This window comes from Clostridium sp. AN503 (genome assembly GCF_040719375.1).
Taxonomy (GTDB): Bacteria; Bacillota; Clostridia; order Lachnospirales; family Lachnospiraceae; genus Brotaphodocola.
The window spans coordinates 935,245-947,552 of sequence record NZ_JBFDTP010000002.1; the positions used below are offsets into that span (position 1 = coordinate 935,245).

General features: G+C 53.0%; 12 protein-coding genes. 11 read left to right on the plus strand and 1 reads right to left on the minus strand.

The window, feature by feature from the left end:
- Positions 1-72: 72 nt before the first annotated feature.
- A complete protein-coding gene (locus AB1I67_RS11575; RefSeq protein WP_367030026.1) occupies positions 73-1,458 on the plus strand; it encodes an MATE family efflux transporter in 1,386 nt (461 codons plus the stop codon).
- A 70-nt stretch (positions 1,459-1,528) separates the two neighbouring features.
- On the plus strand, positions 1,529-1,885 hold the full coding sequence (locus AB1I67_RS11580; protein WP_367030027.1) for a molecular chaperone Hsp90: 357 nt from the start codon (positions 1,529-1,531) through the stop codon (positions 1,883-1,885).
- An 87-nt stretch (positions 1,886-1,972) separates the two neighbouring features.
- Here AB1I67_RS11580 and AB1I67_RS11585 read toward each other — a convergent pair whose 3' ends face one another.
- Complete coding sequence (locus AB1I67_RS11585) at positions 1,973-2,647, minus strand: hypothetical protein (RefSeq protein WP_367030028.1); 675 nt, start codon at positions 2,645-2,647, stop codon at positions 1,973-1,975.
- Positions 2,648-2,992: 345 nt separating this feature from the next.
- Between AB1I67_RS11585 and AB1I67_RS11590 the strand changes: the two genes are divergently transcribed.
- The 9 genes from AB1I67_RS11590 (at position 2,993) to AB1I67_RS11630 (ending at position 12,287) form a co-directional block, all read left to right on the plus strand.
- Positions 2,993-3,640: a GNAT family N-acetyltransferase gene (locus AB1I67_RS11590; protein ID WP_367030029.1), complete on the plus strand. Its 648-nt coding sequence runs from the start codon at positions 2,993-2,995 to the stop codon at positions 3,638-3,640.
- Positions 3,641-3,785: 145 nt separating this feature from the next.
- Positions 3,786-4,421, plus strand: coding sequence for a hypothetical protein (locus tag AB1I67_RS11595; protein ID WP_367030030.1), 636 nt, complete (start codon positions 3,786-3,788; stop codon positions 4,419-4,421).
- Positions 4,418-4,909, plus strand: coding sequence for a dihydrofolate reductase (locus AB1I67_RS11600; protein ID WP_367030031.1), 492 nt, complete (start codon positions 4,418-4,420; stop codon positions 4,907-4,909). Before AB1I67_RS11595 ends, AB1I67_RS11600 begins: the two co-directional genes overlap by 4 nt.
- Positions 4,910-4,974: 65 nt before the next feature.
- Complete coding sequence (locus AB1I67_RS11605) at positions 4,975-5,856, plus strand: sulfide/dihydroorotate dehydrogenase-like FAD/NAD-binding protein (protein WP_367030032.1); 882 nt, start codon at positions 4,975-4,977, stop codon at positions 5,854-5,856.
- A gap of 38 nt (positions 5,857-5,894) precedes the next feature.
- Positions 5,895-7,283, plus strand: coding sequence for an NADPH-dependent glutamate synthase (gltA, locus tag AB1I67_RS11610; protein WP_367030033.1), 1,389 nt, complete (start codon positions 5,895-5,897; stop codon positions 7,281-7,283).
- A gap of 180 nt (positions 7,284-7,463) precedes the next feature.
- Positions 7,464-8,837 carry an MATE family efflux transporter gene (locus tag AB1I67_RS11615; RefSeq protein WP_367030034.1) on the plus strand — a complete coding sequence of 458 codons (1,374 nt, stop codon included), beginning with the start codon at positions 7,464-7,466 and terminating at the stop codon, positions 8,835-8,837.
- A gap of 86 nt (positions 8,838-8,923) precedes the next feature.
- Positions 8,924-10,354, plus strand: a complete 1,431-nt coding sequence (locus tag AB1I67_RS11620) for an MATE family efflux transporter (RefSeq protein ID WP_367030035.1) — start codon at positions 8,924-8,926, stop codon at positions 10,352-10,354.
- A gap of 209 nt (positions 10,355-10,563) precedes the next feature.
- Positions 10,564-11,256, plus strand: coding sequence for a hypothetical protein (locus tag AB1I67_RS11625; RefSeq protein WP_367030036.1), 693 nt, complete (start codon positions 10,564-10,566; stop codon positions 11,254-11,256).
- A gap of 20 nt (positions 11,257-11,276) precedes the next feature.
- The gene (locus AB1I67_RS11630) at positions 11,277-12,287 is read left to right on the plus strand and encodes a GGGtGRT protein (RefSeq protein ID WP_367030037.1); all 1,011 of its coding nucleotides are present in this window, start codon (positions 11,277-11,279) and stop codon (positions 12,285-12,287) included.
- Positions 12,288-12,308 lie beyond the last annotated feature (21 nt).

Sequence of the window (12,308 nt, forward strand, 5' to 3'; positions counted from 1 at the left end):
AAAATCAAGTAAGCGCTTTCAGCCGTCGACCGCCCTGTGCGTTTGACACTGAAGGCAGGGGAGAAACAGATTATGAATATACGGAAGAAGGCGGTCCGTTCCTATGAGATGGATATGTGCAATGGACCGCTTTTTGGCAAGATCGTGGCGTTTGCCGTGCCTCTGATCCTGTCCGGGATCTTACAGCTCTTATTTAATGCGGCGGACATTATTGTGGTAGGAAGATTTGCAGGAAGTGAGTCTCTTGCGGCGGTAGGCTCCACGTCGTCCCTGATCAATCTTCTGGTCAATATCTTTATCGGCCTGTCCGTCGGAGCCAATGTCCTTGTGGCCCAGTTTTACGGCGCCCAGAGGCGGAAGGATTTGGAGGAGACGGTTCATACGGCGATGCTGCTGGCGGTATTTGGCGGCGTGTTCCTGATCGTAGTGGGAGTCCTGCTTGCAGATCCGCTTTTAGAAATGATGGGAACGCCGGATGATGTATTGCCGCTTGCGGCTCTCTATATGAAGATTTATTTTGTCGGGATGCCTGTGACCCTGCTTTACAACTTTGGAAGTGCGGTCCTGAGGGCCGTGGGCGATACCAAAAGGCCGCTGTACTTCCTTTTGACAGCGGGGATCATCAACGTGGTGCTGAACCTGATCTTTGTGATTGCGTTTTCTATGGGGGTAGCGGGCGTTGCCCTCGCCACCGTCATTTCGCAGTGTGTCTCCGCGGCGCTGATCGTCCAGTGTCTGGTGCGTTCTGACGCGCCGTACCGGCTGCGGAAGGACAGGCTGAAGATGACGAAGGACAAGCTGATGCTCATAGCAAAGATCGGTCTTCCCGCCGGATTGCAGGGAGCGATCTTTTCTATTTCCAACGTTTTGATCCAGTCCTCTGTCAATTCCTTCGGTTCCATCGCCATGGCGGGCAATACGGCTTCGGCCAATATCGAAGGGTTTGTGTACACATCCATGAATGCGGTGTACCAGACGGCGCTCAGCTTCACCAGTCAGAATTTTGGTGCAAAAAAGTTTGACCGGATGACGAAGATCCTTTTGTACTGCCTGGGCTTTGTGGTTCTGGTGGGTATCGTGATGGGGGACGGAGCAGTCCTGTTTGGCCGTCAGCTTTTGGGGATCTATTCTTCCGATCCGGAGGTGATCCAGTACGGGATGAACCGGCTGCGGCTCATAAGCGGTCCTTATTTCCTGTGTGGGATCATGGATGTGATGGTGGGCGGGCTGCGCGGCGTCGGGTATTCGGTGATCCCTATGCTCGTGTCGCTGACCGGGGCCTGTGCGTTCCGGGTACTGTGGATCTTTACGGTGTTTGCGGCAGACCGGACCCTTAAGACACTTTATCTGTCGTATCCAGTGTCCTGGACGATCACGTTTACGGCCCATGTGATCTGCTATATCCTGATCCGCAGGAAACTGGCAAGGAATCATATGAAAAGTCAGGCGGCAAGTTAAAATGTAATGGCAGGCTCAGGATATTTATGGTATGATAAAAGAAGCTGAAAAGACATGAAGGAGGTCAACCATGGACAAAGAAGTATTAGGATACGTAGTAGAAAAGACAAAAGAACTGATCGCTGCGGCGACCTGCAGCAGTGAGACAAGGGAAGCAGCCCAGGCCTGGCTGGATGCGGTTGGGACAGAAGGCGAAGCGGCAGAGACAAAGAAATACATAGAAGAGCTGGAAGCTGATATCATGCCGATTGACAATCTGATCGGTTTTGCAGAGTCAGATGCAGGGAGCCAGGTTTTCGGAGCGGCAGCGCCCAATGTGGCGGCACATGCGAAAGAGATCAAGGCTGCCGGAGCCAAATTCTGCGATTGCCCGGCCTGCGCAGCAGTGGAAGCGATCCTTGAGAAGAAGGAGCAGATCCTTAAATAGCAGGTATTTTTGATTCGTGGAATATCGTTTTATATAAAGAAAAAGCATCAGTCAGCGATGATTGATGCTTTTTCTTTATTAAATCGTTTATTTGTGGTACAATATCCGGGATATCCGCCTAAAGGCACGGTGCACTACATAACCTCCCAGGCAGATGACTGCCAGATACAGAAGGTTTGCGGGCAGGATGCCGATGCGCAGGGCGATGTCATGGAAGATGATCTGTGTGGTGGGATAGTAGGGGGAGATATAGAACATATCCGCCCGTCCATGTCCCGGAGCATAGATATTGATCAGCGTGGCGATGCAGCAGCAGATCACAAAGACCGGGATCGTGCGGGCAAAGCCTTTGCCGGACAACGCCGACCGTCCGGTCAGGAAGATAAAGATTCCGATCAGGATCAGCATGGTGTGCCAGACATAGCCATGGACAGACAGAGTCCAGTGGATGCCCAGAAATCCCTCCGGCACCAGGAGCGCTGCAATGCCCCCAAGCAGGTTGTAGTCCTGCATAAAGGTATACAGTGTGGTCTTGACTGTCCGGTCCTTTATAAATGGCAGGAGCAGGCACAGATACATGGGCAGGCTGCAGAGCTGGAAGGGGAAAAACCACCAGTCGTAGCTTCTGTGATTGATGAAATAATATAAAAACAGTTGTTTGTAGGTTTCGCTGACAGCCAGAAACAGCCCGCAGGCAAAGAGGATACGGTCTGCGGTGCGGTCCGGCAGGGAGCGGAGCCGGAAAAAAATTGAATTGTTCATAATAATATAGTATAACATTCTTGATGAAAAAGAACAAGGCAGGGGAGATATCGGATTTTGCGGCAGCGGCGGCCCTCATGCCGGAGCAGCACAGATTCCGGCTCCGGTTTCGACCATAAGAAGCTGTAGGCATCCGGAATTTTCTTAAAAGCCTGCAAGGGGAAGGGGCAACTCGCCTGCGCTCAGACAACCCCTTCCCCTTGCAGAACAGAAAATCCTGTATGCCAACAGCTTCTAATGGTCTGCAAAGTCGCCGGAATCTGTGCTGCTCCGGCGCAAGGGCCGCCGCTGCCGCAAAATGCGGAATCTCCGGCTACGTTTTCTCAGGAAGAGGAGAAAAGATTGATGATGGAAGACGGTATGAAAAACAACGAGAATATGAAAAACGAAGAAAATATGGTGAACAAAGAATGTGGTGAACGTATGACAGAGTTAAGAGTGTTGGATGCAGGACAGGTGAAGGAGATTTATGATACTTATATGACTACGGATTTTCCGAAGAGCGAGCTGCCGCCGGTGGAGGCGTTTTTTGAGCGGTTGGAGCGGGGGATCTATGAGTGTCTGGGGCTTTATGAGAATGGGGCGCTGAGGGCATATGGGTATTTTACGAGAAATGATGAGCGGGGATATATGCTTTTGGATTTTCTGGCGGTCTGCCCGGAGTATCGAAGCGGCGGCTATGGCAGTAAATTTTTGCAGATGGTCAAAGAATATTTTCCGGAGAGAAATGGTATCCTTCTGGAGTGTGAGTCTCTGCGGACAGCGCCGGATGAGGCGCAGCGGGAGATCAGAAGCAGGAGAATCAAGTTCTATCTGAGGAACGGCTGCCGGGAGACCAATGTGTCGTCCTGTTTGTTTGGGGTAGATTTTGATATTCTGTATCTGCCGCTTAAGGAGGAGGAACCGCAGGTGGATGTGGAACTGTGTGGAATCTATCGCCTGATGTTTGGGGAGGAGAGATTCAGGAAATATGCAAAGGTATCCTTACGGTAACAGAGGAACCTGCAGGACACGTATTGATTTTTTGCTGTAGTTTGTGGTATGATATCACACAATCTTATGTAAAATTCCGCTTGTCAGCCTGATATGGCTTCGTTATAATAGAGGGCAGGCAATATGCGATGAAAGGACAGGAAGGATGATCAAATTAGAACGTACCAGTGTGATGAACCTGGAGAACGCGATCCGCGGCGCACGTAACCCTATGAACAGTTGGAACAGGATGGACAGCGCCTACGATGAGGATGGCAATTATATCCTGGGCCCCAATGATCTGGGGCTGGCGAAGCGCCTTCGCAGAGCAGGCAGTGATCACCGTAAATATATCCGCCAGGTTTTTGTATCGGTAGATATTACAGCGCCGCTGTACTGGTGGAAGGAATATGACACTTATAAGGTGGGGACGGTGGCGAACTCCACCAGCACCATGCACAAGATCCACAGCAAGCCCTTTGAGCTTGATGATTTCAGCACGGACCACATGACGCCGGAGACCCTGGCATTTATGGGGACAGTGGTGGAACAGCTGGAGCAGATCCGGCTTAAATATATGGAGACGAAGGATAAGGCAGACTGGTATGATCTGATCCAGCTGCTTCCGTCCAGCTACAACCAGATGCGGACCTGCACGCTGAATTACGAGACGCTGATCAATATCTATTTTGCCAGACGCAGCCATAAGCTTTTAGAGTGGCATACCTTCTGCGACTGGATTGTATCCCTTCCTTACGGGAAAGAGTTGATCCTTGCGGAGGATGGGGAGGAATCTGTTTGAATATTATCGTAGCAGTGGATAAACATTGGGCCATCGGCAGCAGGGGTCAGCTGCTGGTGAGCATCCCCCATGACCAGAAGCGTTTCCGGGAGATGACCCTGGGAAAGGTCATTGTCATGGGCAGGAAGACGTTGGAGAGCCTTCCTGGGGGACAGCCGTTATACGGACGTACCAATGTGGTGCTGAGCCGGAACCCGGAGTATCAGGTGAAGGGAGCGGAGGTCTGCCACAGCATGGAGGAGACGCTTTCCTTTTTGAAGGCGTATCCCTCGGAAGATATTTATATCATCGGCGGAGGCAGCATCTATGAGCAGTTTTTGCCCCTGTGTGACAGGGCGGAAGTGACCTGGATCGATTTTGCTTACGATTCAGACACGGGATTTCCGAATCTGGAAGAACTGCCGGGGTGGGAGCTGAGGACAGAGAGCGATGAGCAGACGTATTTTGACCTGTGCTATACCTACCGGACTTATGAAAAGACGGAGTGAGAGTGACAACGGCGGAATCATGAATGGGAAGCCGAATATACAGGAAGATGATCAGGAGGATGGAAATGTATAAGATTTTAAAAGCGGAAAAGCTGGCGGATAAGATTTTCCTCATGGATGTGGAAGCGCCGCGGGTGGCAAAGTCCTGTCAGCCGGGTGAATTTGTCATTGTAAAGATCGATGAGAAGGGGGAACGGATCCCGCTTACAATCTGCGATTATGACCGGGAGCGGGGGACTGTGACTATCGTGTTCCAGATCGTGGGAGCCTCCACTCAGAGGATGTCGCTCCTTGCGGCAGGAGACGCGTTCCAGGATTTTGTGGGACCCTTAGGGCAGGCGTCCGAGTTCGTGAAGGAAGACTTGGAAGAAGTGAAAAAACGCAGATATTTATTCGTGGCGGGCGGTGTGGGAACCGCTCCTGTCTATCCGCAGGTGAAGTGGATGAAGGAACACGGCATCGATGTGGATGTGATCGTGGGAGCCAAGAATAAGGAACTGCTGATCCTGGAAGACATGATGAAGGATGTGGCAGGCAATCTGTACATAACTACCGATGACGGCTCCTATGTGCGAAAAGGCATGGTGACAGATGTGATCAGGGATCTGGTGGAGAACCAGGGCAGACACTACGACGTGTGTGTGGCCATCGGACCGATGATCATGATGAAGTTTGTCTGCAAGCTGACAAAGGAGCTGGGACTCCATACGATTGTCAGCATGAACCCGGTCATGGTGGACGGGACCGGCATGTGCGGGGCCTGCCGTCTGACTGTAGGCGATGAGGTAAAGTTCGCCTGCGTGGACGGACCGGAGTTTGATGGGCACCTGGTGAATTTTGACGAGGCGATGAAACGCCAGCAGATGTATAAGACCGAAGAAGGCCGGGCGATGTTAAAAGCCTTAGAGGGCGACACTCATCACGGCGGCTGCGGCAACTGCAACTGACCGTTACGGATACCAGGAACAATCGGAGGACAAAGAAGATGGACGTATTAAAGAAAGTGCCTGTGAGAGAGCAGGATGCAAAGGTTCGCGCAACCAATTTTGAAGAAGTTTGCTATGGCTACAATAAAGAAGAAGCGATGGAGGAAGCCTCCAGATGCCTGAAATGTAAAAATGCAAAGTGCATGGGCGGCTGTCCGGTCTCCATCAACATTCCCGGTTTTATCAAGGAAGTGGAGGCTGGCAATTTTGAGGAGGCAGCCAATGTGATCGCGGAAGCCTCCGCCCTTCCGGCAGTCTGCGGCCGCGTGTGCCCGCAGGAAAGCCAGTGCGAGGGCGTATGTATCCGCGGTATCAAGGGCGAGCCGGTCTCCATCGGGAAGCTGGAGCGTTTTGTGGCGGACTGGTCCCGGGAAAATGGATTTGTCCCCAGGGCTGCCAAGGAAAAGCTTGGGAAGAAGGTAGCTGTAGTCGGTTCCGGCCCGGCAGGACTTACCTGTGCCGGGGATCTGGCAAAGCTGGGCTATGATGTGACGATCTTTGAGGCGCTCCATGAGCCGGGCGGCGTTCTGACCTACGGTATCCCTGAGTTCCGTCTGCCGAAGGAAACGGTGGTGCGCGCTGAGATCGAGAACGTGAAGAAGCTGGGTGTGGAGATTGAGACAGACGTGATCATCGGCAAGTCCGTGACCATCGATGAATTGATGGATGAGGAAGGGTACGAAGCTGTATTCATCGGTTCCGGCGCAGGTCTCCCGAAGTTCATGGGCATTCCGGGCGAGAATGCCAACGGCGTGTTCTCCGCCAATGAATACCTGACCAGAAACAACCTGATGAAGGCGTTTCGTGAGGACTACGATACCCCGATCGTGGCAGGGAAAAAGGTAGCTGTGGTCGGCGGCGGCAACGTGGCCATGGATGCGGCAAGGACCGCGCTGCGCCTGGGCGCTGAGGTCTACATCGTGTACCGCCGGAGCGAGGCGGAGCTTCCTGCCCGTGTGGAGGAGGTCCATCATGCACAGCAGGAGGGCGTTGATTTCCGACTGCTGACAAATCCGGTGGAGATCCTGACGGATGAAAATGACTGGGTCAAAGGGATCCGTGTGAGAAAGATGGAGTTGGGCGAGCCGGACGCTTCCGGCAGAAGAAGGCCGGTGGAGATCCCGGGTTCTGATTATACGATGGATGTGGATACGGTGATCATGTCCCTGGGCACCTCCCCGAACCCGCTGATCTCCTCCACCACGGAGGGGCTGGAGAGCAATAAGCGTGGCTGCATCGTGGCGGAACCGGAGAACGGGCAGACCACCAGGCCGGGCGTGTTTGCAGGCGGCGACGCGGTGACCGGCGCGGCTACGGTCATTCTGGCTATGGAAGCAGGTAAAAAGGGAGCCAAGGGCATCCACGAGTACTTAAGTGGGAAAAAGTAGTTGAGAATCTACATAGTTCTATGCTATACTGTTAACAGAATAGTTGAATAATTCAAGCAGGGTGTTGCGATATCTGTCGCAGCACCCCTCTTTTTCGAGAAGTTCCGGAAATTTTGACTTATGTTGAACAGAAAATCCCGAACGTATAGATGAACCAGCAAATAGAAAGGTACTTTAGGAATGGAACGAAAGAACAGGCATATTGACTTGCTGCACGGCAGCATCCTGCCATCCCTGACCGGGTTGGCGGTGCCGATCATGGCAACCTCTATGGTGCAGACCGCATACAACTTAACAGACATGGCGTGGATCGGAAGCGTGGGCAGCGGCGCGGTGGCGGCGGTCGGAGCTGCGGGCATGTACACCTGGCTTTCGACCGGGATCGTGACCTTGGCCAGGATGGGCGGACAGATCAAGGTGGCCCACAGCCTGGGGGAGGGCAGTGAGAGCGAGGCGGCCGAGTATGGGCGGGGCGCCCTGCAGATGACGGTTCTCCTGGCATTTGCCTTTGCCGTGGCTGTGAATCTTTTTTCTGCGCAGCTTATTGGATTTTTCAGATTGTCCAATGGAAGGACCGTTCAGCAGGCAGTTGATTATCTGCGGATCGCAGGCGGACTGATCCTGTTCTCCTTTTTAAACCAGACGCTGACGGGGCTGTTTACCGCTGTTGGGGACAGCCGTACGCCGTTTTTGGCAAACTGTACCGGTCTGGCGGTGAACATGGTCCTGGATCCAGTGCTGATCTTTGGCCTGGGGCCGTTTCCAAGGCTGGAGGCGGTGGGGGCAGCAGTTGCTACGGTGACCGCACAGTTTGTAGTGACTTTGGTCATGCTGCGGCGCGCATCCAGAGATACCGTGCTGTTTGATAAGATCAGGTTCTGGCAGAAGACTTCCGGCCGTTATATCCGGACGATGTTAAAGCTCGGGGTTCCTTCGTCCCTGCAGAGTATGCTGTATTCCAGCATATCCATGGTACTGACCCGAATGGTAGCGTCCTGGGGGGATTCTGCGGTGGCGGTACAGCGTGTGGGTGGTCAGATCGAATGTATTTCCTGGATGACCGCAGAGGGATTTGGTTCTGCGATGAATGCATTTACCGGACAGAATTACGGGGCCAGGCTGTATGAACGGGTCAAAAAGAGCTACTGGCTGGCGCTGGCTGTCATTGGCATATGGGGCGTCATGACCTCCTGTCTGCTGGTATTCGGCGCGGAGCCGGTGTTCCGCCTGTTTATCCGGGAGCCGGAAGTGGTGCCTCTTGGCATCAGTTATCTGGTCATCATCGGATATGGACAGATGCCCATGTGTGTGGAACTGATGACTGTGGGAGCGCTGCAGGGGATGGGAAAGACCATGTCCTGTTCGGTCCTGACCATTATCTTCACAGCTGCCCGTATCCCTCTTGCAGTCCTGCTAGCAGGTACGGCGCTGGGGCTGGATGGGATCTGGTGGGCGCTGACGATCACCAGCATCACGAAGGGGATCGTATTTCTGGCCTATTATGCCCGGACACTTGGGAGGCTGCCTGGAGCGGCAGCAGTGAAGGGGCTTTGATGGACGGGATGCTTCAGATATGGACTTAGGGTATGGGTTTCGGATACAGGCAGAATATAGGGATAGAGGGGAGACAGAATACAGATATGGCAGGGATATTAACAAAGGAAGAAAAATTCAGACAGATGATAGAGACTCCGGTGAACAAGCTGATTCCCAGACTGGCGGTGCCGACGATCATCAGTATGCTGGTGACATCCATTTATAATATGGCGGACACATTTTTTGTGAGCCAGATCGGGACCAGCGCCTCCGGTGCGGTGGGCATCATGTTTTCCGCCATGGCGATGATCCAGGCGATCGGTTTTACGCTGGGTATGGGGAGTGGGAATAATATCTCACGTTCCCTTGGGAATCGGGATGAGGACAGGGCCAGCCTTTTTGCTGCCACGTCATTTTTTACGGCGGGAGCCATTGGCATCCTGATCATGATATTCGGCACCCTGTTTTCCAGACAGATGGTATTTTTCCTGGGGGCAACGAATACGATTGCGCCTTATGCCCAGGATTATGCCAGATATATCCTGATCGCGGCTCCGTTCATGATGACCTCTTTTGTAATGAACAATATTCTCCGGGCACAGGGCAGCGCCATGTTTGCCATGATCGGGATCACCACCGGAGGCATACTGAATATGATTCTGGACCCTATTTTTATTTTTAAGTTCCACATGGGGATCTCAGGGGCGGCGATCGCGACGATGGTGAGCCAGATGATCAGCTTCTGTATCCTGCTCTACCAGTGCAACTCCCATGAGGACTGTATCAAGATCCAGGTTTCTAAATTCCGTCCAACCTTGAAGGTTTATGGGGAGATCCTTCATGCCGGGCTGCCGTCCTTCTGCCGCCAGGGGCTGGCGAGTGTGGCGGCGGTGGTGCTGAATTTTGCAGCCGGGCCTTATGGAGACGCGGCGATCGCAGCCATGTCCATTGTTACGAGATTTATGATGTTCATCAATTCCAGCCTGATCGGATTTGGACAGGGCTTCCAGCCGGTATGCGGATTTAACTTTGGCGCAAAGCGTTACGACCGGGTGCTGGAGGCGTACTGGTTCTGCGTAAAGGTGGCGGTAGCCATGCTGACCGTGTTCGGCATCGTGGCGTTTGTCATCAGCCGCCCGATCATCACGTCTTTCCGGCGGGAGGATCTGGAGGTGATCGAGATCGGTACCCTGGCCCTGCGGCTCCAGCTGCTGACCATGCCGTTCCAGGCCTGGGTCATCATGGTCAATATGCTGACCCAGTCCATCGGTTACGGCTTTAGGGCATCCATTGTGGCCATGGGGAGGCAGGGGCTGTTTCTGATCCCCACGCTGTTAGTCCTGCCGCGGACCATGGGACTTTTGGGCCTCCAGATGGCTCAGCCGATCGCGGATATGCTGACCTTTGTGCTGGCGACGGTGATCGTGGTGGGGATCTTAAAAGAACTGCGTCAGTTGAAGCTTCAGCAGCCGGAATTTGCAGGCGGACCGGCGGCGGAGACGGATTCACAGACAGTCACGGGCGGGCAGGCATAGGCGGGGCCTTATGAATGCGATAACTTCTTACAAAAAAATACAAAAATCACTGGACTAATTCAGATGTTTGTGAGAAAATAGAATCAAGTATGGTGTGATAAATTTAACAAATTGTGTGCCGCCTTTTTGGCCTGTTGCGAGAGGCCGGGCGGCTGCAGGCTGTTAAAACGCGTACTTCAGGACATTACACAGTTGAAAGGAGTTTTAACATGATTTATTCACATGAAGTAGAAGAAATGTGCACAGTTGCACAGGGCGTTCATCATGGCGCCGCTCCGATCCCGGAGGAAGCAAAATGGGTACAGTCCAAACAGGTTTCTGATATTTCCGGTTTGACCCACGGCGTGGGCTGGTGTGCTCCGCAGCAGGGTGCATGTAAGCTGACTCTGAACGTAAAAGAGGGTATCATCCAGGAGGCTCTGGTAGAGACCATTGGATGTTCCGGTATGACCCACTCCGCTGCTATGGCGGCTGAGATCCTTCCTGGAAGGACTGTTCTGGAAGCGCTCAACACCGATCTGGTATGTGACGCGATCAACACCGCTATGAGAGAGCTGTTCTTACAGATCGCATACGGCAGGACCCAGAGCGCGTTCTCCGAGGACGGTCTGCCGATCGGCGCAGGTCTGGAGGATTTAGGTAAGGGTCTCCGCTCTCAGGTGGGAACCATGTATGGCACTCTGAAAAAAGGTCCTCGTTATCTGGAGATGGCGGAAGGCTATGTTACCGGCATTGCACTGGATGCTGACAACGAGATTATCGGCTATCAGTTCGTAAGCCTTGGCAAGATGACTGACTTCATCAAGAAGGGCGATGACCCGAACACTGCATGGGAAAAAGCAAAAGGTCAGTACGGCCGTGTAGCAGATGCAGTAAAGATCATTGACCCACGTCAGGAATAATTGAAGGAGGACTACATATCATGGCATTATTTGAATCATATGAGAGACGCATCAAACAGATTGATGCAGTATTAAACAGCTATGGCATTGCTTCTATCGAGGAAGCGGAAAAGATCACGAAGGACGCAGGTCTTGACGTGTACAAGCAGGTTGAGAGCATCCAGCCGATCTGCTTTGAGAATGCAAAGTGGGCATACACCGTTGGCGCAGCCATCGCCATCAAGAAAGGCTGCAGAAAAGCAGCTGACGCAGCGGCAGCCATCGGCGAGGGCCTTCAGGCTTTCTGTATCCCGGGTTCCGTTGCTGACCAGCGTAAAGTAGGTCTGGGACACGGCAACTTAGGCAAGATGCTTTTGGAAGAGGATACCGACTGCTTCTGTTTCCTGGCAGGCCATGAGTCCTTTGCAGCAGCAGAGGGCGCGATCGGTATCGCTGAGAAGGCAAACAAGGTTCGCCAGAAACCTCTGCGCGTTATCTTAAACGGCTTAGGCAAGGATGCAGCGCAGGTCATCTCCAGAATCAATGGCTTCACCTATGTTGAGACTGAGATGGATTACTACACCGGCGAAGTGAAGGAACTGTGGAGAAAGTCTTACTCCGACGGTCTCCGCTCCAAGGTAAACTGCTACGGCGCCAATGACGTAACCGAGGGCGTTGCGATCATGTGGAAAGAGGGCGTTGACGTTTCCATCACCGGAAACTCCACCAACCCGACCCGTTTCCAGCATCCGGTAGCAGGCACCTACAAAAAAGAATGCAACGAGAAGGGTAAAAAGTACTTCTCCGTAGCTTCCGGCGGCGGCACCGGCCGTACCCTGCATCCGGATAACATGGCGGCAGGCCCGGCTTCCTACGGTATGACTGATACCATGGGCCGTATGCACAGCGATGCTCAGTTCGCAGGTTCTTCTTCCGTTCCGGCTCACGTAGAGATGATGGGCCTGATCGGCGCAGGCAACAACCCGATGGTTGGGATGACTGTAGCTGTGGCTGTTTCGATTGAAGAAGCGGCGAAGGAAGGGAAATTCTAAAGAATATAGTACCAAGATAGT

Coding starts and splice junctions, on each gene's coding strand:
- AB1I67_RS11575 (WP_367030026.1), top strand. CDS start 73: ATGAATATACGGAAGAAGGCGGTCCGTTCCTATGAGATGGATATGTGC.
- AB1I67_RS11580 (WP_367030027.1), top strand. CDS start 1,529: ATGGACAAAGAAGTATTAGGATACGTAGTAGAAAAGACAAAAGAACTG.
- AB1I67_RS11585 (WP_367030028.1), bottom strand. CDS start 2,647: ATGAACAATTCAATTTTTTTCCGGCTCCGCTCCCTGCCGGACCGCACC.
- AB1I67_RS11590 (WP_367030029.1), top strand. CDS start 2,993: ATGATGGAAGACGGTATGAAAAACAACGAGAATATGAAAAACGAAGAA.
- AB1I67_RS11595 (WP_367030030.1), top strand. CDS start 3,786: ATGATCAAATTAGAACGTACCAGTGTGATGAACCTGGAGAACGCGATC.
- AB1I67_RS11605 (WP_367030032.1), top strand. CDS start 4,975: ATGTATAAGATTTTAAAAGCGGAAAAGCTGGCGGATAAGATTTTCCTC.
- gltA (WP_367030033.1), top strand. CDS start 5,895: ATGGACGTATTAAAGAAAGTGCCTGTGAGAGAGCAGGATGCAAAGGTT.
- AB1I67_RS11615 (WP_367030034.1), top strand. CDS start 7,464: ATGGAACGAAAGAACAGGCATATTGACTTGCTGCACGGCAGCATCCTG.
- AB1I67_RS11620 (WP_367030035.1), top strand. CDS start 8,924: ATGGCAGGGATATTAACAAAGGAAGAAAAATTCAGACAGATGATAGAG.
- AB1I67_RS11625 (WP_367030036.1), top strand. CDS start 10,564: ATGATTTATTCACATGAAGTAGAAGAAATGTGCACAGTTGCACAGGGC.
- AB1I67_RS11630 (WP_367030037.1), top strand. CDS start 11,277: ATGGCATTATTTGAATCATATGAGAGACGCATCAAACAGATTGATGCA.